At 72.4% G+C, this 23,238-nt stretch carries 25 protein-coding genes and 2 pseudogenes; 15 read left to right on the top strand and 12 right to left on the bottom strand.

What is annotated here, in order from left to right; all coding sequences use genetic code 11:
* Positions 1-138: 138 nt before the first annotated feature.
* A pseudogene (locus ACFRFC_RS30120) lies at positions 139-585 on the bottom strand (pyridoxamine 5'-phosphate oxidase family protein).
* Between the two features lie 96 nt (positions 586-681).
* Between ACFRFC_RS30120 and ACFRFC_RS30125 the strand changes: the two are divergent.
* Positions 682-1,199, top strand: a pseudogene (locus ACFRFC_RS30125) (isochorismatase family protein); the annotation flags it as partial.
* 27 nt (positions 1,200-1,226) lie between these two features.
* On the opposite strand, the gene ACFRFC_RS30130 reads toward ACFRFC_RS30125, so the two are convergent.
* Positions 1,227-1,688 (bottom strand): Rieske (2Fe-2S) protein, encoded by a 462-nt coding sequence (locus ACFRFC_RS30130; RefSeq protein WP_382691079.1) that lies wholly within the window; start codon positions 1,686-1,688, stop codon positions 1,227-1,229.
* Between the two features lie 180 nt (positions 1,689-1,868).
* On the opposite strand from ACFRFC_RS30130, the gene ACFRFC_RS30135 reads away from it, so the two are divergent.
* The 7 genes from ACFRFC_RS30135 to ACFRFC_RS30165 all read left to right on the top strand — a co-directional run bounded on the left by ACFRFC_RS30135 (position 1,869) and on the right by ACFRFC_RS30165 (position 8,290).
* Positions 1,869-2,633, top strand: coding sequence for a HipA family kinase (locus ACFRFC_RS30135; protein WP_382691082.1), 765 nt, complete (start codon positions 1,869-1,871; stop codon positions 2,631-2,633).
* Between the two features lie 29 nt (positions 2,634-2,662).
* Complete coding sequence (locus ACFRFC_RS30140) at positions 2,663-3,079, top strand: DUF3037 domain-containing protein (RefSeq protein WP_382691276.1); 417 nt, start codon at positions 2,663-2,665, stop codon at positions 3,077-3,079.
* A 183-nt stretch (positions 3,080-3,262) separates the two neighbouring features.
* A complete protein-coding gene (gene fabG, locus ACFRFC_RS30145) occupies positions 3,263-4,024 on the top strand; it encodes a 3-oxoacyl-ACP reductase FabG (RefSeq protein ID WP_382691085.1) in 762 nt (253 codons plus the stop codon).
* A 123-nt stretch (positions 4,025-4,147) separates the two neighbouring features.
* Complete coding sequence (locus tag ACFRFC_RS30150) at positions 4,148-4,963, top strand: SDR family oxidoreductase (RefSeq protein WP_382691087.1); 816 nt, start codon at positions 4,148-4,150, stop codon at positions 4,961-4,963.
* A 297-nt stretch (positions 4,964-5,260) separates the two neighbouring features.
* On the top strand, positions 5,261-6,841 hold the full coding sequence (locus tag ACFRFC_RS30155; protein ID WP_382691090.1) for an ABC transporter substrate-binding protein: 1,581 nt from the start codon (positions 5,261-5,263) through the stop codon (positions 6,839-6,841).
* A 162-nt stretch (positions 6,842-7,003) separates the two neighbouring features.
* On the top strand, positions 7,004-7,687 hold the full coding sequence (ung, locus tag ACFRFC_RS30160; RefSeq protein ID WP_382691093.1) for a uracil-DNA glycosylase: 684 nt from the start codon (positions 7,004-7,006) through the stop codon (positions 7,685-7,687).
* 111 nt (positions 7,688-7,798) lie between these two features.
* On the top strand, positions 7,799-8,290 hold the full coding sequence (locus ACFRFC_RS30165; protein ID WP_382691096.1) for a hypothetical protein: 492 nt from the start codon (positions 7,799-7,801) through the stop codon (positions 8,288-8,290).
* 165 nt (positions 8,291-8,455) lie between these two features.
* On the opposite strand, the gene ACFRFC_RS30170 is transcribed toward ACFRFC_RS30165, so the two are convergent.
* The 3 genes from ACFRFC_RS30170 to ACFRFC_RS30180 form a co-directional block, all read right to left on the bottom strand.
* Complete coding sequence (locus ACFRFC_RS30170; protein ID WP_382691099.1) at positions 8,456-8,947, bottom strand: hypothetical protein; 492 nt, start codon at positions 8,945-8,947, stop codon at positions 8,456-8,458.
* A gap of 500 nt (positions 8,948-9,447) precedes the next feature.
* Complete coding sequence (locus ACFRFC_RS30175) at positions 9,448-9,960, bottom strand: DinB family protein (RefSeq protein WP_382691102.1); 513 nt, start codon at positions 9,958-9,960, stop codon at positions 9,448-9,450.
* A gap of 78 nt (positions 9,961-10,038) precedes the next feature.
* Complete coding sequence (locus tag ACFRFC_RS30180) at positions 10,039-10,677, bottom strand: TetR/AcrR family transcriptional regulator (RefSeq protein WP_382691105.1); 639 nt, start codon at positions 10,675-10,677, stop codon at positions 10,039-10,041.
* A gap of 143 nt (positions 10,678-10,820) precedes the next feature.
* Here ACFRFC_RS30180 and ACFRFC_RS30185 point away from each other — a divergent pair, with 143 nt between their 5' ends.
* Together ACFRFC_RS30185 and ACFRFC_RS30190 are read left to right on the top strand one after the other, a co-directional pair.
* Positions 10,821-12,053: an FAD-dependent monooxygenase gene (locus ACFRFC_RS30185; protein ID WP_382691108.1), complete on the top strand. Its 1,233-nt coding sequence runs from the start codon at positions 10,821-10,823 to the stop codon at positions 12,051-12,053.
* Between the two features lie 42 nt (positions 12,054-12,095).
* Complete coding sequence (locus tag ACFRFC_RS30190; protein ID WP_382691111.1) at positions 12,096-13,007, top strand: Gfo/Idh/MocA family protein; 912 nt, start codon at positions 12,096-12,098, stop codon at positions 13,005-13,007.
* On the opposite strand, the gene lnt is transcribed toward ACFRFC_RS30190, so the two are convergent.
* The gene (gene lnt, locus ACFRFC_RS30195; protein WP_382691113.1) at positions 12,925-14,727 is read right to left on the bottom strand and encodes an apolipoprotein N-acyltransferase; all 1,803 of its coding nucleotides are present in this window, start codon (positions 14,725-14,727) and stop codon (positions 12,925-12,927) included. The two genes, ACFRFC_RS30190 and lnt, sit on opposite strands and share 83 nt — an antisense overlap.
* An 81-nt stretch (positions 14,728-14,808) precedes the next feature.
* Positions 14,809-15,267, bottom strand: a complete 459-nt coding sequence (locus ACFRFC_RS30200) for a nuclear transport factor 2 family protein (protein ID WP_382691116.1) — start codon at positions 15,265-15,267, stop codon at positions 14,809-14,811.
* A 68-nt stretch (positions 15,268-15,335) separates the two neighbouring features.
* Here ACFRFC_RS30200 and ACFRFC_RS30205 point away from each other — a divergent pair, with 68 nt between their 5' ends.
* Both ACFRFC_RS30205 and ACFRFC_RS30210 read left to right on the top strand, forming a co-directional pair.
* A complete protein-coding gene (locus ACFRFC_RS30205; RefSeq protein ID WP_382691279.1) occupies positions 15,336-15,881 on the top strand; it encodes a DUF4291 domain-containing protein in 546 nt (181 codons plus the stop codon).
* Between the two features lie 88 nt (positions 15,882-15,969).
* A complete protein-coding gene (locus tag ACFRFC_RS30210) occupies positions 15,970-16,710 on the top strand; it encodes an SDR family NAD(P)-dependent oxidoreductase (RefSeq protein WP_382691119.1) in 741 nt (246 codons plus the stop codon).
* Positions 16,711-16,716: 6 nt separating this feature from the next.
* Here ACFRFC_RS30210 and ACFRFC_RS30215 read toward each other — a convergent pair whose 3' ends face one another.
* Positions 16,717-17,289 carry a chloramphenicol phosphotransferase CPT family protein gene (locus ACFRFC_RS30215; RefSeq protein WP_382691122.1) on the bottom strand — a complete coding sequence of 191 codons (573 nt, stop codon included), beginning with the start codon at positions 17,287-17,289 and terminating at the stop codon, positions 16,717-16,719.
* A 54-nt stretch (positions 17,290-17,343) separates the two neighbouring features.
* A complete protein-coding gene (locus tag ACFRFC_RS30220) occupies positions 17,344-17,523 on the bottom strand; it encodes a hypothetical protein (RefSeq protein WP_382691125.1) in 180 nt (59 codons plus the stop codon).
* A gap of 287 nt (positions 17,524-17,810) precedes the next feature.
* On the opposite strand from ACFRFC_RS30220, the gene ACFRFC_RS30225 reads away from it, so the two are divergent.
* On the top strand, positions 17,811-18,341 hold the full coding sequence (locus ACFRFC_RS30225) for a hypothetical protein (RefSeq protein ID WP_382691282.1): 531 nt from the start codon (positions 17,811-17,813) through the stop codon (positions 18,339-18,341).
* A 130-nt stretch (positions 18,342-18,471) separates the two neighbouring features.
* Here the strand turns inward: ACFRFC_RS30225 and ACFRFC_RS30230 are convergent, their stop codons facing one another.
* Together ACFRFC_RS30230 and ACFRFC_RS30235 are read right to left on the bottom strand one after the other, a co-directional pair.
* Positions 18,472-19,347: an undecaprenyl-diphosphate phosphatase gene (locus tag ACFRFC_RS30230; RefSeq protein WP_382691128.1), complete on the bottom strand. Its 876-nt coding sequence runs from the start codon at positions 19,345-19,347 to the stop codon at positions 18,472-18,474.
* Between the two features lie 196 nt (positions 19,348-19,543).
* On the bottom strand, positions 19,544-20,014 hold the full coding sequence (locus ACFRFC_RS30235; protein WP_382691131.1) for a winged helix-turn-helix transcriptional regulator: 471 nt from the start codon (positions 20,012-20,014) through the stop codon (positions 19,544-19,546).
* 155 nt (positions 20,015-20,169) lie between these two features.
* On the opposite strand from ACFRFC_RS30235, the gene ACFRFC_RS30240 reads away from it, so the two are divergent.
* Positions 20,170-21,345: a thiolase family protein gene (locus ACFRFC_RS30240; RefSeq protein ID WP_382691133.1), complete on the top strand. Its 1,176-nt coding sequence runs from the start codon at positions 20,170-20,172 to the stop codon at positions 21,343-21,345.
* Between the two features lie 4 nt (positions 21,346-21,349).
* Here ACFRFC_RS30240 and ACFRFC_RS30245 read toward each other — a convergent pair whose 3' ends face one another.
* Positions 21,350-22,195 (bottom strand): TVP38/TMEM64 family protein, encoded by an 846-nt coding sequence (locus ACFRFC_RS30245; RefSeq protein ID WP_382691134.1) that lies wholly within the window; start codon positions 22,193-22,195, stop codon positions 21,350-21,352.
* A gap of 49 nt (positions 22,196-22,244) precedes the next feature.
* Between ACFRFC_RS30245 and ACFRFC_RS30250 the strand changes: the two genes are divergently transcribed.
* Positions 22,245-22,979, top strand: coding sequence for a DNA alkylation repair protein (locus tag ACFRFC_RS30250; protein ID WP_382691136.1), 735 nt, complete (start codon positions 22,245-22,247; stop codon positions 22,977-22,979).
* The last annotated feature ends 259 nt before the right edge of the window (positions 22,980-23,238 follow it).

Here is a 23,238-nt window from a genome sequence, read left to right on the forward strand (position 1 = left end):
CTCACGGGCCGGCCGTGCTGCGCCTCCGTCCCGCCTCGCCGCCTCCGGCAGCCCGGCGACCGGACGGAGTGGGCCGTGCTGCATCTCCGCCCCACCCCTTGCCTCCGGCGGTCCGGCGACCGGGCGGGGTCGGCGGTGCTATGCCCCCGCCCCACCCCCCTTCCGGAAGTCCCACGACGCCACCGTCTCCGGCGTCAGCCGCAGCCAGGCATGTCGGCCGTCGTGGGGCAGCTCGTCGAGGGCGAAGTGCTTCCGGGCGAACAGCCGCTCCACGGCGACGAGTTCAGGAGCCGGTTCTCCGGCGCGCGGCGCTCCCCGACGAACTCCACCTCACCTGGTCAGCTCCACCCTGCGTAACTCCCCTTAGTCGTGCCCGGCGTTCACCACCACGGCGATCCGTGCGTCCCGGCGCAGCTCGGGCCCAGCGCTTGCTCCGGGTCAGTGAGCGGCGAGTACAGCCACAGCACGCCGCCGTCCTCGGCGAACAACAGGGGGACTGAGGTGCGGGGTGCCGTCGGCGGCCATGGTCGCCACCCGGCAGGTCCGCTCCACGGCGAGAAACGCGTCAGGCCCCTCGGCGGACATCGTGATCTACCGGCTCCGGCGCTGAGCGATGGCGGCCATACGGTCTCCCTGAACGGACGGTGACGGGTCTGGCGGAGTTGGTGGCGCGGTCGAGAACCGACCCACGCCCGGCAGGCCCGCGCGTCCGGCGCCCTCGCCAATGTCGCCCTGCTGGTGGCCGCCGCGCACGAGAGCGGCGTCCAAGTCGTCCACGCCCTCGTTGAATGCCGCCCCGCCGGCCGCGCCGCCAGCCGCAACGCCCCGCCGATCGAAGTAGCCGAGGACGACACCGTCGTACGACGGCCGCACGGGCTGTCGCCGACCCAGGGCGCCGAGGTGGACGCGCTGCCGCGCAATCCGGGCCGCCGCACGGTGATCGTCACCGGCGTCTCCGTCAACGTGGCGATCCCCAACGCGGTGTTCGACGCAGTGAACCGCGGAACCGGCGCCGTGGCCGCCTCGGGCGCCGTCGCGGGAGTGCCCGCCGAGTGCACCGCCGCGATGATCCGCCACACCCTCGCGCTGGTCGTCGCGGTCGCGACCACGGACACGAGGTCCTGGGGTGCCTCGAACGTCGCCGCCAGGAGATTCCCGGCAGGGTCGGATCGGCAGGAGCCGGGCTCGGGTCGAGCTGACCTGTGCTCGGCCGATCGGATCCGCGCTCAGACCAGCCTGATCTCATCGCCCTCCACGCTGATCTGGGCGGCGGGCAGCGGCTGGGTCGCGGGCCCCTGCCGCACGCTGCCGTCGGCCGCGGAGAACTGGCTGTCGTGACAGGGGCAGGTGATCACCCCGTCGGCGATGTCCTTCACCGCGCAGCCCTGGTGGGTGCACTCGGACGAGAAGGCTTTGAACTCCCCGGCGACCGGTTGGGTGACCACCACCCCCTGGGCCTCGAAGACCTTGCCGCCCCCCTCGGGGATGTCGGTGGTCAGGGCGAGCACGGCACCGCCCTCGGCCGGGGCGCTGCCGGAGGCCGCCGGCGCGTCCGAGGACGACGAGGAGGAACTGTCGTCCCCCGAACCGCACGCGGTCAGCGCCGCGGCGAGCCCGGCCGCCCCGGCCGCGGCCATGACGGTACGACGGGCGGGCCGGACGGCGGGGTGAAGCGAATCGCTGGCCATGCTGGCGTTCCTCCAGGGACGTGGTGTGATCTTTCTGGATCTGCGAGGGTTTCGCGGTCTCGCAGGAAGTACGGTCGGGAAGCGGACGGAGTTCACCGTCACGCGGATCTTCACCCGATCGAGACGCCTGCGCCACAGGGCGGCCCGCGACGCTTGTGAACGCCCCAGTAACCTGGGGCGATGCTCAAGGAAGTCACCGCCACCCGCTACATCACGCCCCTGCGTGAGGGCGGCTCCCTGCCCGGACTCGTCGAGGCCGACGACCTCGGGACGTACGTCCTGAAGTTCCGCGGCGCCGGACAGGGCCGCAAGACGCTGGTCGCCGAGGTGGTGTGCGGGGAGCTGGCCCGCCGGCTGGGTCTGCGGGTACCCGGGCTGGTCACCGTCGCCCTGGATCCCGTGCTCGGGCTCGGCGAACCCGACGAGCAGGTCCAGGAACTGCTCAAGGGCAGCGCCGGCCCCAACCTCGGCATGGACTTCCTCTCCGGCGCGCTCGGCTTCGACCCGCTCGCCTTCGAGGTGAGCGCCGAGGACGCGGGCCGGATCGTATGGTTCGACGCGCTCGTCAACAACGTCGACCGCTCCTGGCGCAACCCCAACCTGCTGATGTGGCACGGCGGCCTGTGGCTCATCGACCACGGCGCCACCATGATCTGGCACCACAACTGGCCCGGCGCCGACGCCTCCGCCGCCCGCCCCTACGACGCCTCCGACCACGCCCTGCGGCCCTTCGCCCCGGACGTCACGGCCGCCGCCGCGCGGCTCGCGCCGCAGATCACCGAGGAACTGCTCGCCGAGGTCACCGCCCTGGTCCCGGACGCCTGGCTGACCGGCGAACCCGGCTTCGACACGCCCGACGACCTGCGCCGCGCCTACGCCGGACCGCTGCTCGCGCGCGCAGCGGGCGTCCACGACCGCATCAACGGCCTGGAGGGCCCCCGGTGAGCAACCAGCGGATCAACGTGGCCGGGGCAATGACCGAGCGCCACATCACCCGGGCCGGACAGGGCGGTGACCGGGACGTCTACGAGTACGCCCTGCTGCGGGTCGTCCCGCGCGTGGAGCGCGGCGAGTGCATCAACGCCGGCGTCCTGCTCTACTGCCGGGCCCGGGGATACGTAGGCGCCCTCACCCACCTCGACGAAACACGGCTACGCGCGCTGGACCCCGACGCCGACGTGACCGGCGTGCGGGCCGCCCTGCGCGCGGTGGAAGGCGTGTGCGCGGGCGGCGAGGGGGCCGGGCAGGCGAGCGGCGACGACGCCGGGCGGCGCTTCCGCTGGCTGGTCGCGCCCCGGTCGACGGTCGTGCAACCGGGCCCCGTGCACACCGGGCTGACCCTGGACCCGGCGGCGGAGACCCGGCGGCTGCTGGACCTGCTGGTGCGCTGACCCGGCGCGGTACGGGCGGTACGGGCGGTACGGGCGGTAATGGATCACATCGGGCCGTGCCCCGTTGACACCGGGTGCCAGGGCTTCTAGCGTCACGTCCTGCTGAAGGTACTAAGCGGTCGCTCACCGAATCGGTCGGACCGGCCGCGGGTGCCGCATCCCCGAGGGCGAGGAGTAGCAGCCATGTCCACCACTGAGCAGCGCGTCGCGATCGTCACAGGAGGCGCGCGGGGCATCGGTGCCGCCACCGCCGTACGGCTGGCCGCCGAGGGCCGGGCGGTCGCCGTGCTCGACCTCGACGAGGCCGCCTGCAAGGACACCGTGGAGCAGATCACCGCGGCGGGCGGCACGGCCCTCGCCGTCGGCTGCGACGTCTCCGACGAGGCCCAGGTCGAGGCCGCCGTCACACGGGTCGCCGAGGAGCTGGGCGCCCCGACGATCCTCGTCAACAACGCCGGTGTGCTCCGCGACAACCTGCTCTTCAAGATGAGCGTCGACGACTGGGACACCGTCATGAACGTGCATCTGCGCGGCGCCTTCCTGATGTCCCGCGCGTGTCAGAAGCACATGGTCGACGCGGGCTTCGGCCGGATCGTCAACCTCTCCTCGTCCTCCGCGCTCGGCAACCGTGGCCAGGTCAACTACTCCGCCGCCAAGGCCGGACTCCAGGGCTTCACCAAGACCCTCGCCAAGGAACTCGGCAAGTTCGGCGTCACCGCCAACGCCGTCGCCCCCGGCTTCATCGCCACCGACATGACCGCCGCGACCGCCGAACGCGTCGGCATGGGCTTCGAGGACTTCAAGACCGCCGCGGCCTCGATGATCCCGGTCCAGCGCGTGGGCGAGCCCGCCGACATCGCCAACGCCGTCGCCTTCTTCACGGGCGACGCGGCCGGTTTCGTATCGGGCCAGGTGCTGTACGTGGCGGGCGGACCGCTCGACTAGGCGCGCGGGAGACATGCCTGAAACATGCCTGACAGGGCAGCAGGCAGCACGGCAGCAGGCAGCAGGGCAGCGGGCAAGACAACAGGCAAGGCAACTGCGGTGGACGTGGCGGATGTGGCGGATATGACGAACACGGCAGACACGGCAGACACGGCAGACACGGCAGACGCCGCGAGCGCGGCCGGGCGCCCCCCGCTCTCCGGGAAGGTCGCCCTGGTCACGGGTGCGAGCCGTGGTATCGGGTACGGCGTCGCCGAAGCTCTGGTCGCGCGCGGTGACCGGGTCTGCATCACCGGCCGGGGCGAGGACGCCCTTGAGGAGGCGGTCGAGCGGCTCGGCGCGGACCGGGTGATCGCCGTCGCGGGCAAGGCCCACGACGAGGCCCATCAGGCGGTCGCCGTGGCACGCGTGATGGAGGTGTTCGGCCGGGTCGACTTCCTGGTGAACAACGCGGGCACCAACCCGGTCTTCGGCCCGCTCGCCGATCTCGACCTGGGCGTGGCCCGCAAGGTGTTCGAGACCAACGTCATCTCGGCGCTCGGCTTCGCCCAGAAGACCTGGCACGCCTGGCAGAAGGACAACGGCGGCGCGATCGTCAACATCGCCTCCGTCGCGGGGCTCGCCCCCTCGCCGTTCATCGGCGCGTACGGCGTCAGCAAGGCGGCGATGATCAACCTGACGGTCCAACTGGCCCACGAGTACGCCCCCAAGGTGCGGGTCAACGCCATCGCCCCGGCCGTCGTCAAGACCAAGTTCGCCCAGGCTCTCTACGAGGGCCGCGAGGTGGAAGCCGCCGCGGCCTACCCCCTCGGCCGGCTCGGCGTCCCCTCCGACATCGGCGGCGCCGCCGCGTTCCTCACGTCCGACCAGTCGGACTGGGTCACCGGGCAGACGCTGGTGGTGGACGGGGGGATCTTCCTGAACGCCGGGGTGAGCTGACCGCGAACCTGGGCGGGCGGTGAACCGGGCAGACGGTGAAACTGAGCAGACGGTGAAACTGAGCAGACGGTGAATCCGGGTAGGCAATCGCCCCCCAACTACCGCCCCCCACTTGACGGATGACGCGTCTCTGTCGCCCCACGGACGCGTCTCCGGCGTCTTTCCAGGGGACATTTCGGCCATGACAACGTAATCATTCACCAGTTGATCCATCTGGTCGGTCAACCGTGCTTCACACCGCTATGGGCTGCGGTAGGGTCTGCCCACCCTTGGCATGGCAGATCGAGGAGCGAGCGCGTGTTCAACCGGAACCGATGCCTGCGGCCAATCGCCGCCATCGCGTCCATATCCCTGGCGACCGGATGCGGACTGTTCTCCGACACCGGTTCCGGGGACGAAGGCCCGATCGTGGTCGGCACCACGAGCGCACCCAGCTCGCTCGATCCGGCCGCGTCCTGGGACGGCTCCTGGGAGCTGTACCGGAACATCTACCAGACGCTGCTGAGCTACCCGAACGGCGCGACCACCCCACAGCCGGACGCCGCCGAGAGCTGCGAGTTCACCGACTCCTCGAACACCGCGTACCGCTGCACCCTGCGCGACGGCCTCACCTTCTCCGACGGGCACGAGCTGGACGCGGCGGCCGTGAAGCACTCCATCGACCGGATCCGGACGATCAACGTCCCCGGCGGTCCGGCGGGGCTGCTCGGCAACCTCGAACGGATCGACACCGAGGGCGACGACCAGGTGCTCTTCCGCCTGAAGACGTCCGACGCCACGTTCCCGTTCGTACTGGCCACCCCGGCGATGTCCCTCGTCGACCCCGACCACTACCCGGCCGACGCCCTGCGCGAGGGCACCGAGATCACCGGCTCGGGTCCGTACAGCCTGGCCTCCTACCAGGAGAACGGGCAGGCCGAACTGGTCCGCAACGACAATTACCAGGGCTTCGCCGAGCGCAGCAACGATGCGGTCACCATCCGCTACTTCCAGGACTCCGGCGAGATGGTCCAGGCCCTCAAGGCCAAGAACATCGACCTGACCTACCGAGGTCTCGCCGCCGACGACATCGTCGACCTCCAGAGCACCGACCCCGACTCCGGGCTCCAGCTCGTCGAGGGCACCGGGACCGACATCAGCTACCTGGTGTTCAACCCCGAGGACCCGATGGCCGGCGAGCCCGCCGTCCGCAAGGCCGTCGCCCAGATCGTCGACCGCCCGACCATCGCGCACACCATCTACAAGGACACCGTCGAACCGCTGTACTCCATGGTCCCCAAGGGCCTGACCGGCCACACCACCGGCTTCTTCGACGACTACGGCGACCCCGACGCCGACAAGGCCCGCGAGATCCTCACCGAGGCGGGCATCACCACCCCGGTCGAGCTGACCTTCTGGTACACCACCGACCGCTACGGCTCCGAGACCGCCGTCCTCTTCAAGGAGCTGAAGCGGCAGCTGGAGGAGTCCGGCCTGTTCGAGATCACCCTCAAGAGCCGCCCCTGGAAGACCTACGTCGAGGGCTACCAGAAGGGCGAGTACCCGGTCTTCGGCCGTGGCTGGTTCCCCGACTTCCCCGACGCCGAGAACTTCATCGCCCCCTTCGTCGGCGAACAGAACGCGCTCGGTACGCCCTACCCGGCCGAGGAGATCACCGGCGTCCTGCTGCCCCGCTCCCGCCAGGAGAGCGACCGGGCCCAGGTCGTGAAGGACTTCGAGGAGGCCCAGCAGATCCTCGTGGACGACGCCCGGCTGCTGCCGCTGTGGCAGGGCAAGCAGTACATCGCCGCCAGCGAGGAGATCGCCGGCGGGGAACAGGCCCTGGACCCGTCGACGATCATGATGATGTGGACGCTGTCGCGGAAGACCAGCTGGTAGCCGAGCGGGGTCGGCCCGGGCCGACCCGGGCTTCCCGGGCTTCCCGGGCCGTCGCAGGGCCGGGCGAAGGCTGGGCCGGGAGTCGATTGTCAGTGGTCGCCTGTAGGTTCTGGGAGCAGGTTCGAAGACCTGGAAGCGACCGCACACCGTAAGGAAGTTGACGTGACCGACATCGCCATGCTGCCCGAGTCCTGGCGCGGAGTCCTGGGCGACGAGCTCCAGCAGCCCTACTTCAAGGAGCTGGCGGAGTTCGTGGAGGACGAGCGGGCGAGCGGACCTGTCTACCCGCCCCGCGAGGAGGTCTTCGCCGCCCTCGACGCCACGCCGTACGACGAGGTGAAGGTCCTGATCCTCGGCCAGGACCCGTACCACGGCGAGGGCCAGGGCCACGGCCTGTGCTTCTCGGTGCGCCCCGGGGTGAGGATCCCGCCGTCCCTGCGCAACATCTACAAGGAGATGCACCAGGAGCTGGGCACCCCCGTCCCGGACAACGGCTATCTGATGCCGTGGGCCCGCCAGGGCGTGCTCCTGCTCAACGCGGTGCTCACGGTCCGCTCCGGCGAGGCCAACTCCCATAAGGGCAAGGGCTGGGAGAAGTTCACGGACGCCGTGATCCGCGCGGTCGCCGAGCGGCCCGACCCGGCCGTGTTCGTGCTGTGGGGCAACTACGCGCAGAAGAAGCTCCCGCTGATCGACGAGAGCCGCCATGTGGTCGTCAAGGGCGCCCACCCCTCCCCGCTGTCCGCGAAGAAGTTCTTCGGCTCGCGCCCGTTCACGCAGATCGACGAGGCGGTCGCCGGACAGGGCCACACGCCGATCGACTGGACCGTCCCGAACCTGGCCTGAGCCCTGCGCCGGGCCGGTCCACTGCGGGCCGGTCCGGACCCGCCTCTGCGGGATCGCCGCCGGTGGCGGTTAGCGTCGTCCGGGACAGTCGGCGAACGGGCGGAGGCCGTGGTGACGGAGCGACAGGAGCAGTCGGTGCCGGACGCTCTGATGACCCGGATCGGGCAGGTCGTCATGCTGCACCACGCGGGCGACCGCGAGGAGGCCCGCGACCGCCTGCTGCGGCTCTGGGACGAGCTGGGTGAGCACGGCGACCCCTTGCACCGCTGCACACTGGCCCACTACCTGGCCGACACCCAGGACGACCCGGCGGACGAACTCGCCTGGGACCTGCGGGCGTTGGCGGCGGCCGAGGAGCTGACGGACGGCCGCCCCGCCGACCCCGGGAGCACGGTCGCGGTACGGGCGCTGTACCCCTCGCTGCATCTGAACCTCGCCGCCGACTATCTGAGGCTCGCCCGCGCCGACGCCGCCCGCACCCACGTCCGCCGTGCCCGCCGTGCCTGCGCCACCCTGGCCGACGACGGGTACGGCAAGGGCGTCCGGGCGGCGATCGGCCGCCTGGAGACACGGCTGGCCGTGGACCAAGGGGGAGGGGAATAGGGGAGGCCCGGCGGGCGGCGAGGGGGAAGCCCGCGGGTGGCGGCCCCGACCGGCCCGACTGGCTCGACCGGCCCGACCGGCCCGACCGGCTCGACCGGTCGTGCAGGGGCGACGGACGGCTACGGCCGGGCGCGGATCGCGGTACGGCCCCGCCCGGACCACGCCTCAACGCCCGTACGTCTGCTCGCAGATCCGCGCCTCCGGGCTGTCCTCGCGCCAGCCGCCGTACTGCTTGCCGAGCGCGCAGACATCCGTCCGGCCGCGGACGTCCTTGCCGATCGAGTCGGCGAGGTCGTTGGCGGTGGTCGACCGCCGGGGCGGCCGGGGTGCGGGCCGGTCCGCCCTCGGGGGCGGGTCGGAGCGCGGCGCCCGTGACTTCGGCGCCGGGGGAGTGGTGGCCGGGGGCGCCGCCGGGCGGCCGGTCGAGGTCGGCTGCGGTGCGGCGGGCGGCCGGGTCGGGCCGATCATCTCCAGCGCCTCGCGGGCCGGTGCCTGCACGATCTGAGGTCCCGAGCTGCCGTCGGGCCGGGGCACCGGCGGTTGCACGGGCGTCGCCGAGGGCCCCGGCGCGGGCGGGCGCTGGACCGTCGTACAGCCGGTGAGGGCCGAGACGGCCACGGTGACCAGGAGCGTGGCGGTGGTCGTCGTTCGATGCACCCGGGCCACTCTGGTGGCTCCGCCCCGTTTCCCGGCCCCGGACAGGCACAGGATGACCCACACGGGTGATCTCCGGCCCCGACCGGCGGGTGTTCCCGCACGACGGCTGACGCCCTGGGGGCGAGGCCAGGCGAGGCGAGGCGCGGTGCCCGTGGGTACCGGTGCGGCTGCCGGTACGGCTGCCAGTGCGGGCCGGGGGTCCGGGTGGCCCCGCGGAGGCGCCCGCTCCGGCTGTCGAGGTCGGTCCACCGGTCGCCCGCACGCGTGCCCGGCTCGCCCTCGGGCGCAGCCCCCAGCCCCCAGCCGCCTCACGCTCGCGCCCCGCCGCCCCGCCGCCCCGCCGCCCCGCTGCTTCGGCCGCCGAGGCCAGCCCCCGCACCCGCCAGCGTGCGCCGCCCCACCCCACCCTCCGGCGTCAGCCGCACCCGGCCCCCGCCCGGCCCCACCCGCGCCCGCCCGGCCCTACCCGGTCACCGCGCCCCGCCCTCCCGCCACGTCCCTCAATCCCCCGTAACCCCATCAACGCTCTCCCGCAACAGATCCGCGTGCCCGTTGTGCCGTGCGTACTCCTCGATCATGTGGGTGTAGATCCAGCGCAGATTGAAGGGCTCGTCCGTGCTGTGGTGGCTGCCCTTGGCGAGGTCGTCGAGGGCGAAGCCGGACGCGTGGCGGCGGGCGACGGCGATCTCGCTCTGCCAGGTCGCGTACGTGTCCTGCCAGGTGTCCGCCTCGGTGACCCGGAAGTCGCCGTCGAGGTCCTCGGCGGTGTAGTGGATCGGCGGGGCGTCCTCTCCGGCCAGGACCCTGCGGAACCAGCCGCGCTCGACGTCCGCCATGTGCCGTACCAGCCCCAGCAGGGTCAGATCGGACGGCGCCACGGACGCGGTCCGAAGCTGCTCGTCGGTCAGGCCCTGGCATTTCACGGCGAGGGTGGCGCGGTGGTATTCGAGCCAGCCCTCCAGCATGGTGCGTTCGTCGGCGGTCTGGGCGGGTTCACTGCGTTCGATGGTCATGGATGCATCCTGACCTGCGGGAAGGGGCATCCGCCAGGTCTCCCGGCGCCGGGTTCCGGTCGGCGCCTGCCGGGTGCGTCACTCGCCCAGCATGCCCGTCACCAGCTCCCGCAGCCCCGCCCGCACCTCCGCCAGCCCCGGCACCTCCGCGCTGAACGACCCCGCGGCGCACGAAAACATCAGCCCGTCCGTCCAGGCGACCAGCGACAGCGCGTGCCGGTCGGGAGCGGTCGAGCCCATCGCCGACACCAGCGCGGCCAGCTGGGCGCGGAAGACGGCGCCGGTCGCGTCGTAGTAGGCGCGCAGCTCGGGGCGCCGGGTCGCCTCCAGGGCGAGTTCGTAGCGGGAGATCAGCAGCTCACGATGGTCGGTGAGGGAGCGGTGGACGGCCAGGGCCAGCCCGTTCACCAGCGACTCGGGGCCGCCGCGCGGGTCGGGCATCTCGCCGAGCGCCAGTACCTGGGCCTCCCGCTCGGCGTGTCGGCGTACCGCCAGCTCCAGCAGGGCCTGGCGGGTGCGGGCCACGTTCGAGGTGGAGCCCTGCGGCAGTCCCGCGGCCTCGTCCACCGCGCGATGGGTCAGCCCACGCATCCCGCGCGCCGCGAGCAGGGCGATGGCGGTGTCGGCGACCAGCTCGGCACGGCTGGCGACGCCGGGGGCGCTGGTGGGCACGCCGGCGGAGGTGCCGGCGGAGGCGCTGGCGGGTCGTTCGGGCATGGGGGTCAATCTACCCGGCGATCTATCGCGATCTATCCTCACCCACTACACCTGTAGTACAGTCGCGACGACAGAAGCCACTACACCCGTAGTGAGGGCCACTGTGGATGTAGTGAGCGGGTCGGTGTCCTAGGAGGAGAGCCATGCGGGAGACGACGACGGCCGTGGTCATCGGCGGCGGGATCGGCGGACTGACCGCCGCCGTGGCCCTGCACCGGCGCGGCGTGCGCGTCACCGTCCTGGAGCGCGCGCCCTCGCTGGAACCGGTCGGCGCCGCGATCTCCCTCGCCCCCAACTCCCTGCGCGCCCTGGACGTCATCGGACTCGGCGACGAGATCCGCGCCCTGGCCGCCTGGCAGGGCGACGGCGGCCTGCGCACCCCCGGCGGGCGCTGGCTGGCGCGGACCGACGCCACCGCGGTGGCCGAGCGGTTCGGGGGGCCGCTCGTGCTGCTGCCCCGCGCCACCCTCATCGCCGCCCTCGCCGCCCGCCTCCCCGACGGCACGATCCGCACCTGTGCCGAGGCGACCGTCACCGACCCCGGTGACCCCGGCGACCGTACCCGCCCCGCCCAGGTCCGCACCGTCGACGGCCCGCTCACCGCCGACCTGGTGGTGGGCGCCGACGGCATCCACTCCGTCGTACGGCACGCCCTCTTCCCCGCCCACCCGGGGACCGTCTACTCCGGCTTCACCACCTGGCGGATCACCATCCCGGTGCCCGGCGCGTCGTTCGCCTCGCACGAGACCTGGGGCCGGGGCCGTATCTGGGGCACCCACCCGCTCAAGGACGGCCGGGTCTACGCGTACGCCGCCGCCCTCGCCCCGGCCGGTGAGCGCGCCCCCGACGAACGCGCCGAACTGCTGCGCCGCTACGGCGACTGGCACGACCCCATCCCGGCCGTGCTGGCCGCCGCCCGGCCCGGGGACGTGCTGCGCCACGACGTCCACCACCTCGCCGAGCCGTTGCCCGCCTACCACCGGGGCCGGGCCGCCCTGCTCGGCGACGCCGCGCACGCCATGCCGCCCAACCTCGGCCAGGGCGGCAACCAGGCCATCGAGGACGCGATCGTCCTCGCCCACCACCACACCGACCTCGCCGCCTACTCGGCCGCACGGCTGCCCCGTACGACCCGGATCGCCCGCCGGGCGCTGCGGGTGGCGCGGCTCAACCTGACGGACAACCGGGCCGCCATCGCCGTACGGAACACTGCGGTCGCGGCGCTGTCGAAGGCCGGGCCCACGCTGTTCCTGAAGGGCTTCGACGGGATCGCCGACTGGCACCCGCCAAGGGAATCGCACACGCGGACGGAGCCGGGCGCGGACGACACCGTATGCTCCGAGCAGACCGGGGCGGGCGAGCGCCCTGAGGACTGAGGACTGACGGGCGTCCCACGGACCGAAGAGCGGGGAGATGGCGTGAAGGTCGGCTGCATCGGGCTCGGTGACATCGCGCAGAAGGCGTATCTGCCGGTGCTCGGCAGCAGGCCCGGCATCGAACTGCACCTCCAGACCCGTACCCCCGCCACCCTCCACCGGGTCGCCGACAGCCTCCACCTCCCCGCCGGGCAGCGCCACACCACGCTCGACGCACTGCTCGCGCAGGATCTCGACGCGGCCTTCGTGCACGCTCCGACCGCCGTGCACCCCGAGATCGTCGCCCGGCTGCTGGAGGCGGGCGTCCCCACGTACGTCGACAAGCCGCTCGCGTACGAACTCGCCGGCTCCGAGCGCTTGGTGGCGCTCGCCGAGGAGCGCGGGGTGAGCCTCGCGGTCGGTTTCAACCGGCGGTACGCCCCGGCCTACGCGCAGTGCGCCGACCATCCGCGCGAACTGATCGTGATGCAGAAGAACCGCGTCGGGCTGCCGGAGGAACCCCGCGCGATGATCCTGGACGACTTCATCCACGTCGTGGACACCCTGCGCTTCCTGGTACCCGGCCGGGTGGACGACGTCAGCGTGCGGGCGCGGGTGGTGGACGGGCTGCTGCACCACGTGGTGCTCCAGCTCGCCGGGGACGGCTTCACCGCGCTCGGCCTGATGAACCGGCTCAGCGGCTCCACCGAGGAGATCCTGGAGGTCTCCGGGCAGGACACCAAGCGCCAGGTGCTCAACATCGCCGAGGTGATCGACCACAAGGGTCAGCCCACCGTGCGGCGGCGCGGCGACTGGGTGCCGGTGGCCCGGCAGCGCGGCATCGAACAGGTGGCCCTGGCCTTCCTGGACGCCGTACGGGCCGGGAAGGTGCTCAGCGCCCGGGACGCCCTCGCCACGCACGAGCTGTGCGAGCGCGTGGTGCGTGCGGTGCAGGACGGTCCCGCCGCGGCCTGACCGCGCGCAGCCCCTCCGCCAGGCCCAGCCCGGCCAGCACCAGCAGCGCCACCCACACCGGCCAGGCGCCGTACCGCACATACGGGGTGACCCCGTCCGCCAGCGGCACCTCGTACACGCGCGTCACACTCGCCTCCGTGCCCAGCGGGGCGCCGACCCGCTCGCCGTCCGGGCCGTGGACCGCGGAGACGCCGGTCAGCGTGGCGTGCACCATCGGCCGCCCGGTCTCCGCGGCGCGCAGCGCGGCCAGCGAGGCATGCTGCTCCGGCGCCCAGCTCCGCTGGAACGTCGAGGTCGCCGACTGCGCGATCAGCACCTGGGCCCCGTCCCGCGCCAGCGACCGGCTCATATCGGGGAACGCCGACTCGAAGCAGACCATCGGCCCGATCCGCAGCCCGTCGCCGACGTCCATCACCACCTGCCGGGTGCCCCGCTCACGATCCTCGCCCGCGGCCTGGCCGACCGAGGTCGCCCAGCCCAGCAGCGAACGCGCCGGGACATACTCACCGAACGGCACCAGCCGCATCTTGTCGTACCGGTCCCCGGTCAGCCCCTGCGGCCCCACCAGCACCGAACTCTTGTGGATACCGGCCCGGTCGAACCGCCGCGCGTCCACGTTCACCAGGATCTCCGCGCCCGTCTCCCGGGACAGCGCGGCGATCCGCGCGGCCAGATCGGGCCGTTCGGTCAGGTCGAACCCGACGCTGGACTCGCCCCACACGATCAGCTCCACCCCCCGCCCGGCCAGCTCACGCGTCAGCCGCTCCTCCCGCTCGAACCGCCGGTCACCGCTGTCGGCACCCTCCACGATCCCCGGCTGTACGACGGCCACGGCGACCCGTTCACCCACCTCGGGGCGTGGCGCCCACACCCACGCCAGGGACGCGGCGGCGGCGCTGACCACCAGCCCGGCGACCGCCACCAGCCCGGCCACCGCCGGTACCCGGCCGCCGGTCGTTGCCGCTGGGCCGGGTGTCGCCGGTGCCTGGTTTCCGGTGGTCGCGGGTGGACCGGTCGTCGCCGGTGCTTGGCTGCCGGTTGTCGCCGGTACCTGGCTTCCGCTTGTCGCCGGTGTCTGGTTTCCGGTCTCCGCCATCGGACCGGTCACCGCCGACCCCCGGCCGCCGTCCACCGCCGACACCCGCCGCGCCCGCAGCACCACCGCCACTACCACCAACACCGCGACCGCCACATTGACCGCCACCAGCAGGAAGCTCAGCAGCCACACCCCGCCGACCGAGGCAAGCCGCAGCGCCGGAGCCACCTGCCACTGACTCGCCCCGAGCATGCCCCAGGGCCCGCCCAGCGCCTGCCAGGACCGCACCAGTTCCACCGCCAGCCAGCCCGACGGCAGCACCAGCAGCGCGGCGCCGACCCGCCCCGGCGAGGGCGGCCCGCCGAGGAACCGGCGCACCAGCCACCCCCAGGGCGCCCACAGGGCACCGAGCAGCGCCGCGACGACGAACGTAAAGACATGCAGATTCGGCAGCAGCCAGTGATGCACGCCCAGCACGAAGCCGAAACCCCCGCACCAGCCGTCGTACAGCGCCCGCCGCCCGCTGACCGCCCCGCGCGCCAGCAGGATCCACGGCACCAGCGCGACCGGCGCGCACCACCACAGCGACGGTGCCGGGAACGCCACCAGCGGCAGCGCGCCCGCGCCCGCCGCGATGACCGAGCGGCGCCAGGGGGAGGTGAGCCAGTGGTCCCACGACTTCATACGACGCCTTCCCACGGATGCGTCCAGTGTGGCGGCGTCGCCGATCCGGGTACAGCGGGTGCCGAGGGTGCCGGCGCAGGGTCAGGGCAGCCGCCGCCACTTCTCCTGTACGGCGACATGCCGCAGCCGCCACCCGTCGGCCGTGCGCACGAGCCCGAACGCGTACCGTCCGCCGCACACGAAGTCGGGCACGGCCGAGCCGCCGTCGGCGCCCGCGGTGGCCATCGGATTGACATAGTCGGCCTGCACCCGGGCGACGTCGCCGGTGTCCCGCTCCAGGACCTCGAACCGCACCCGCCGGTTGACGATCAGATGCTGCCGCGCCGGAAACCCCCGCAGACTCTCCGCGAGCCAGTCGGCCACCGCACCCGCCTCGCCCTCGATCCCGCCCGCCGAGGTGTAGTCGGCCCGCCCGTCTGTGGTGAACAGCTCTCGGTACCCCTCCCAGTCGCCGTCGTCGACCGTCACCGCGTAATCGGTGATCAGTCCGTCCACGGCCAGCCGATCCAGCACCGTCGCAAGCTCCACACGCTGCGTCACACGATCAGTGTTGAACATCAGGAGTGCACAGCCAAGGGCTGCGCAGGACATTCGCTCGACGTGTCGATATTCGGTGGCCGAAGATCGACGGTAGGCCGGAGGCTTACGGGCATGAACGATCAGATCCCGCCCATCCAGATCCCGACCGTCACACCGGCCGGGGGATCAAGCCGTCCTTCCGCTGGATGATGTACCGCTGCGGCTGGGGCGCCAAGGCCGACCAGGAGACGGTCCTGGCCGTCGAGATCACCCGTGAGGGGTTTCTATGGGCGCTGCGTCACTCCTGCCTCTCGCACTACGTCCCCGATCTGCACGGCGACCGGGCCGCCTGGAAGGAACAGCTGCGGCGGGCGCCCACGCGGGTGCAGTGGGACCCGGAGCGCGATCTGCGCTTCGGCCCGCTGCCGTACCGGTCGCTGCAACTCGGGCTCGCGGGGGAGGCGGCGGGCCGGTACGCGGACGAGTGGATCGTCGGCATCGAGGACGTGACACCGCTGGCCGCGGAGGTCCACGCGCTGGTGCGGGCCGGTGATCTCGGCCGCGCGACGGAACTGCTGCCGCCGGAGCGGCCGTATCCGCTGCCGGACGATCTGCCGGCGCATGTCCGGCCGTAGGCTTGATCACGATCAGCGGGGGACCCGGAGAACGGCTCGGATCCAGCAATAGCCTGGGCATGGCTCAGGAATGGTCGGGGAGGCCCGGATGACTGGTCCCGTCACTGTCGTCACCGGCGGCAGCCGGGGGATCGGCGCCGCCACCTGTCTGCGGCTCGCCGCGGACGGACATGACGTGGTCGTCGGGTACGTCCGTGACGAGCAGGCCGCGCAAGGGGTGGCCGACGGGGTACGGGCGGCCGGGCGGCGGTGTGTGACCGTACGGGTCGACACCTCGGTCGAGGGCGAGGTCGCGCGGCTGTTCGAGATCGCGGAGGCGCAGGCCGGGCCGGTCACCGGACTGGTGAACAACGCGGCGGTGACCGGGCCGTTGGGACGCCTCGCGGACACGGACCCGGCGGATCTGCGGCGGGTTCTGGACGTCAATCTGCTGGGCACACTGCTGTGTTCGCGCCGCGCGGCCCAGCTGATGACCGGGCGGGGCGGCGGGGCGATCGTCAATGTGTCGTCCGCCGCCGCGACGATCGGCAGCCCCGGGGAGTATGTGCACTACGCGGCCACGAAAGCGGCCGTCGACGCGCTGACGCTGGGTCTGGCCAAGGAACTCGGGCCCGACGGGGTGCGGGTCAACGCCGTGGCGCCCGGGGTGAGCGACACCGGGATGCACGCGGTGATGGGCGATCCCGGCCGGGCGGAGCGGATGGCGGCGACGACGCCGTTGCGCCGGCCCGGTGACCCCGGGGAGATCGCGGCGGCCATCGCCTGGCTGCTGTCGCCGGATGCCTCGTTCACGACCGGCGCGGTGCTGAGGGTGTCGGGCGGACGCTGAGCGGCTTCAGACCAGGCCGCCGCTCAGCCGTTCGAACGCGGTCGGGGTGGGCCGGTGCGGCAGGAACTCCTTGATACGACGGGCGCACGCCGCCGCATCCGTCGTACTGGTGTCGCATTCGATGTCGTAGACGCCGTGGGCGTGTACGTGGGGGAGCTGGCGGGCGGCGAGGCCGGCCGGCCGGTCGCCGCGCAGGCGTTCACGGCGTTCCAGTTCCGGGAGCGGGCAGTGCACGCCGACGAGGACCACATCGCGTGGGGCGAAGAGGGCGAGGCAGTCCTCCAGCCGCCACTTCGCGCTGAGCACATGGTCCATGACCACGTGATTTCCGGCCGCCGCCATGCCCGCGACCGCGCGGTGATAGCCACGCCAGGTGCGGTGCAGCAGCGTGTCCAACGCGTCCGGCGGCACCGGGACGGGGGAGCGCAGCGCGTGGAAGGCGTCCACGGGGAGATGGAAGTACGGCTCGTCCAGGATCCGCAGCAGCTCTGCGGCGATGGCTGATTTGCCCGAACTGGTCGTGCCGTTCAGGAAGATGATCAGCCCTTGGCGGGCCGGGACGTCGGCGAGATGCTCCATGGCGCGGATCGTGTCATGGCGGGGCCGCTGCGGTTGCCGCCGTTGCTGCCTTGCTCACGCCGCTTCGACGATGTTGCCGCGCATCGCCGCCGCCCACTCGACCACCAGCAGCTCGTACTCCGCGCGCTCCTGGGTGGACAGAGAACCGCCCGCGCGCAGCCACAGCGCCCGGATCTTTTCGTTCACCTCGGCGGCAGACCGCACGGAACCAAAGGGCACGGAATCTGGGAACATGCGGCAAGCCTAGGGGCAAGCACTGACACTGCGCTACCGGCCGGCTACGGCGATGGGCGGCAACTGGCCAGGATCGGCCCGGCGGAACGGCCGCGCGGACCCTGTCGACACCCGCGATGACCAGCAGGAAGACGATGACGCCGAGGGGGGCGCGGGACCGGACGAACGGCATGAACGGCGTGGTGCGGGCGCGGGGGAACGTGAGTACGAGGCTGCTTTGGGGCATCGTTGACGCCCAGTCCGGCTCGCGATTCGAACACCCCACCACCGAGGGATGCCGCCAGATGATGACCCGTCCTCTCCTCCTCATCGACGTCGACGGCCCGCTCAACCCGTACGCCGCGAAGCCGTTCCGGCGACCGGAGGGCTATCTGACCCATCGCATGCGGCCCACCGGCTGGGAGCAGTCGTGGCAGAAGCCGCTGCGGGTGTGGCTCAACCCGAACCACGGTCCCGCCCTGCGGGCACTGCCCTTCGAACTGGTCTGGTGCACCACATGGGCCGCGGAGGCCAACGAGTGGATAGCCCCGCAGATCGGCCTGGAGTCCCTGCCGGTCATCGCCTGGCCACCGAGCGCGGCCCGGGACCGGACCCCCGAGGACCCCACCTTCTGGAAGACCCGGCACGTGGTGGCGTGGGCGCGGGGGCGGGCGTTCGCGTGGATCGACGACGACATCGACGACGTGGACCGGCAGTTCGTCGCCGACCACCACGACGCCCCGGCCCTCCTGCACTACGTGAGCCCACGACTGGGCCTGCTGAACCCGGACTTCGAGACGCTGGCGTCGTGGGCGGCGGGGTTGTCCCCGACGGTCTGACCGGACGGTCGGGGAGCACCATCGACGGCCGGGCGGTGGTCGGGAGGCGGCTGGGAGGCGGTCGGGCGGCGGTCGGGCGGCGGTCGGGAGGTGGCCGGGCGGCGGTCGAGAGCCGCTCGGGAGCAGTGGCTCAGCCCGTCGATTCCGCCGCGTGCGGGCTCAGTACACCCGCCATGACCAGCACGATGATGATGATGCCGAGGGCGATGCGGTACCAGACGAACGGCATGAAGGACTTGGTGCTGATGTACTTCATGAACCATGCGATGACGGCGTATCCCGTGGCGAAGGCGACGACGGTCGCGAAGATCGTCGGGCCCCAGGTGACATGCCCGCTGCCCATGGCGTCGTTGAGTTCGAACAGGCCCGAGGCCAGGACCGCCGGGATGGCGAGGAGGAAGGAGTAGCGGGCGGCGGCCTCGCGGTTGTAGCCCATGAAGAGGCCGCCGGTGATGGTCGCGCCGGAGCGGGAGACGCCGGGGATGAGGGCGCAGGCCTGGCAGAGGCCGAAGATCAGGCCGTCCTTGGCGTTGAGGTCCTGGAGGCCCTTGCGCTGCTTGGGGGCGCGGTGGCGGCCACCCGATTCGTCACGGGCCGCGAGCCGGTCGGCGATGCCGATGATGATGCCGACGACGATCAGCATGGTCGCCGTGATCCGCAGGTCACGGAACGGCCCCTCGATCTGGTCCTTGAGCGTCACGCCGAGCACGCCGATCGGGATCGAGCCGATGATCACCAGCCAGCCCATCTGGGCGTCGTGGTCCCGGCGCCACTCCTTGCTGTACAGCGAGCGGAACCAGGCGACCACGATCCGCCCGATGTCCTTGCGGAAGTAGATCAGCACCGCGGCCTCCGTGCCGATCTGGGTGATCGCCGTGAAGGCGGCACCCGGGTCCTCCCAGCCGGAGAAGGCCGCGGTCAGCCGCAGATGCGCGCTGGAGGACACGGGGAGGAATTCGGTCAGCCCCTGGACGAGTCCGAGGATGAGTGATTCGAACCAAGACATGGAAGTTGGGAGTCCAAGTGCCGATCGTGAAACGGGCGACGGTCACACCGAGCACGGCCATGTGGGTGATCGGGTGTGGTGGAGGCAGCGTAGCGTCCCGTGCGCCCGCCCCCGACACAGGGGCTTCACGGGTGGGAGGTGCGTGCGGTCCGTGCGGGAGTTGGGTGTTGAGGGGCGGGGGCGGGGCCGGTGACGCCTACGCGGCGGTCGGGCCGGTCACTGTCCAGCCCGGGGACTGCGGGTGGGCCCTGAGGTCCTCGTGACGGACCTGCTCCCCGCACGCCTGGCACACGATCCGCGGGATCAGTTCCTGCCCGCAGCTGTGTTCGATCACCATCGGGCGGTCGTCGTCCGGGTGGAGATGGCGGTCGCCCCAGGCCATCAGGGTCATCAGTACCGGTTCCAGTTCGAGCCCGGCCCGCGTCGGCCGGTACTCGAAGCGCTGCGGGCGCTCGCTGTAGACCTGCTTGGTGAGGATCCCGGCGTCCAGGAGGCGGCGCAGCCGGGTGGCGAGGATGTCGCGGGGGGCGCCGATGTTGCGCACCAGCTGGTCGAAGCGGCCGTTGCCGAGGCACACCTCCCGCAGGACGAGCAGCGAGTACTTCTCGCCGACCAGCGCCAGGGTGTCGGCGATCGAGCAGGGGCGAGCGTCTTTTCGGGCGGCCATGGGCCCAGTGTAGTGAGGGTTTGATTTTCCAACCATGCAAAGTAGGGTGGGTTTGGATTTCCTACTCATCAGGGGTGCGGGTGAGGTGGCCGCTGGACGTCCTTGATCGCGCCGCCCGCGCCCGTCCTGCCCCCCGCCGCCAAGGAGGCCGCGCTATGCGTGACGCCGTCGTCGTCGAAGCCGTACGCACCCCCATCGGCAAGGGCAGGCCGGGCGGCGCCCTCGCGCGGGTGCACCCCGTCGAACTCCTCGCCCACACCCTGCGCACCCTCGTCGAGCGGTCCGGCGTCGACCCGGCGCTCATCGACGACGTCATCGGCGGGACCGTGGACCAGGTCGGCGAGCAGGCCATGAACACCACCCGGTACGCCGTCCTGTCGGCGGGCTTCCCCGAGACGGTCCCCGCGACCACCGTCGACCGCCAGTGCGGCTCCTCCCAGCAGGCCGCGCACTTCGCCGCCCAGGGCGTGCTGTCGGGCGCGTACGACATCGTCGTCGCCTGCGGGGTGGAGTCCATGAGCCGGGTGCCGATGTGGTCGAACGTCCCGCCCGGCGCCGACCCCTTCGGCCCCGGTGTGGCCGCCCGCTACCCCGAGGGACTGGTCCCGCAGGGCATCAGCGCCGAACTGATCGCCGCGAAGTGGTCCCTCACCCGCGAGCGCCTGGACACCTTCGCCGCCGCCTCGCACCACAGGGCCGCCACCGCCTGGGCCGCCGGCCGCTTCGACGCCGAGGTGGCCCCGCTGGACGGCGTCACCCGCGACGAATCCGTGCGCCCCGGCACCACCCCCGAGACCCTCGCCGGGCTCCGGCCCGCCTACCACGACCCCGCCTTCGCCGAGCGCTTCCCGCAGATCGAGTGGCACGTCACCGCGGGCAACGCCAGCCCCCTGAGCGACGGCGCCTCCGCCGTCCTGATCATGTCCGGCGAGACCGCCGCCCGGCTCGGCCTGCGTCCGCTCGCCCGGCTGCACAGCTTCGCCGTCACCGGCTCCGACCCGCTCCTGATGCTCACCGGCGTGATCCCGGCCACCGAGAAGGTGCTGCGCCGGGCCGGACTCGGCCTCGCCGACATCGACCTGTTCGAGGTCAACGAGGCGTTCGCCAGTGTCGTACTGACCTGGCAGCAGGAGACCGGCGCCGATCCGGCCAAGGTCAATGTCAACGGCGGCGCCCTCGCCCTGGGCCACCCCCTGGGCGCCAGCGGCACCCGGCTGACCACCACGCTGGTCCACGAGATGCGGCGGCGCGGGGCCCGCTACGGCCTCCAGACCATGTGCGAGGCGGGCGGGCTGGCCAACGCGATGATCCTGGAGGCCGTCCGGAGCTGACGCTCTACGGAGCTTGTCCGTCGTCCGCCGACGGGCAGACCGCCGCTGTGTCCTTCGCCGCCGGGCGGCCCCGCAGGTGATGGCGTTTACGCCAGGCCACCACCGCTCCGGCCAGGCCCGGTACGGCGATACAGGCCAGGGCGATCAGAAAGGCGGGCGAGGTGGGGGTCGAGGCACGGGCCCCGGCGACCACGTACGCGGCCGTGTTCGGGATCGAGCCCAGCGCGGTCGCGAGCAGGAAGGGGAACCAGCCCACCCGGGAGACGGCGGCGCAGTAGTTCACCGCCCAGAAGGGCGTGCCCGGGAAGAGACGGACCGCCAGCACCGAGCGGAAGCCGTGCCGGCTGAACTGGCCGTCGACGGCGGTGAGCAACCGCCCCCGCAGCAGCGGGCGCAGCGCGTCCTGCCCCAGGAATCGGCCGAGGGCGAAGGCGATCCCGGCGCCGATCACCGACCCGGCCACCGCCGTACCGATCCCGACCTGCGACCCGAACAACGCGCCCGCCGCCAGATTCAGCAGGGGGCGCGGCACGAACGCCACGGTGACCACGCCGTACGCCCCGGCGAAGACCAGCGCCGCCAGCAGACCACCGAGCTGGGGTGGCCAGCCGTCCTGGAGCAGCCGCTGCGGCTCGAACAGCAGAACGGTCGACGCCGCCCCGGCGAGCAGCGCGACCAGCAGCGAGAACCGGGCCCACGGCGAGAGCAGCGCCCTCGTGCAGCGGGCGGTGAGTCCGGGGCGCGGGGGCACGGCACCGGCGGGGAGAGCGGCGGCGTGCGCGAGTGCGGAGGACGCGGCCGGGGATGCGGCCGTGTCGGTGCCCCCAGAACGGGTGGTGGCATCGAGCATTCGGCGACAGTATCCGACGGATAAGTGTGATCGCCGTATGGTTCGTCTCATGGGCGTCACAGAAGAGGGAACGGCCGGGGTCACGGCCGGGGTGCCGCACAGTGCGCTGGCCGATACCTTGCTGGCGCGGCTCACCACCGCCTACCCGGCCGCCGCCGACCCGGAACGGGCCGCGTCCATGCGCGCGTACATGAAGGACATCGCCCCCTTCCTCGGCCTCACCACCCCCGTCCGGCGGACCCTGTCCCGTACGGTCCTCGCCGGTACGCCCCGCCCCGGTGAGGCCGACTGCACGGCCGTCGCCCTGCGCTGCTGGGCACTGCCCGAGCGCGAGTACCAGTACTTCGCCGTCGACTATCTGCGCCGCCACACCGGCCGCTGCTCCTCCGCGTTCCTGCCGGTGACCCGGCGGCTCATCACCAGCGGCTCCTGGTGGGACACCGTCGATCTGCTCGCCGCGCATGTCGTGGGCGCCCTGGTGGCCGCCGATACCGCGCTCACCGCCGACATGGACCGCTGGATCGCCGACGACGACCTCTGGGTCGCCCGCACCGCCCTGCTGCATCAGCTGCGCCACAAGGAACACACCGACGCCGACCGGCTCTTCGGCTACTGCCTGCGGCAGTCCGGGCATCCCGACTTCTTCATCCGCAAGGCCATCGGCTGGGCCCTGCGCGAGTACGCCAAGACAGACCCGGACGCCGTACGGGCCTTCCTCGCCCGGGAAGGCGGCCGGTTCGCGCCGCTGTCGGTGCGGGAGGCGCTGAAGAACGTCGGCGCGTAGTCAGGAGCAGGAGCCGCGCGGGTCCGGCGGCGCCCTGAGCCGCGAGGGCCCGTGGCGCCCAGGAGTCGCCCGGGGCCTGGGAAAATCGTTCGACGTGGCGCGGGCCGTCGGCGATGATCGGCGTCATGTTCCGGTACGCCTTCGTCCTCGCAGCATCCGCAGCCGCGGATGCCCCGAAGGCTGCCGTACCGGTCCTCCTGGCCGCAGTCGACGGCGCCCGAAGCTGACCCTCCCCGGATCGTCCGGCGGACCCCGCAGG

Origin of the sequence: Streptomyces sp. NPDC056734, assembly GCF_042790455.1 — a bacterium.
In the GTDB taxonomy this organism is placed as follows: Bacteria; Actinomycetota; Actinomycetes; order Streptomycetales; family Streptomycetaceae; genus Streptomyces.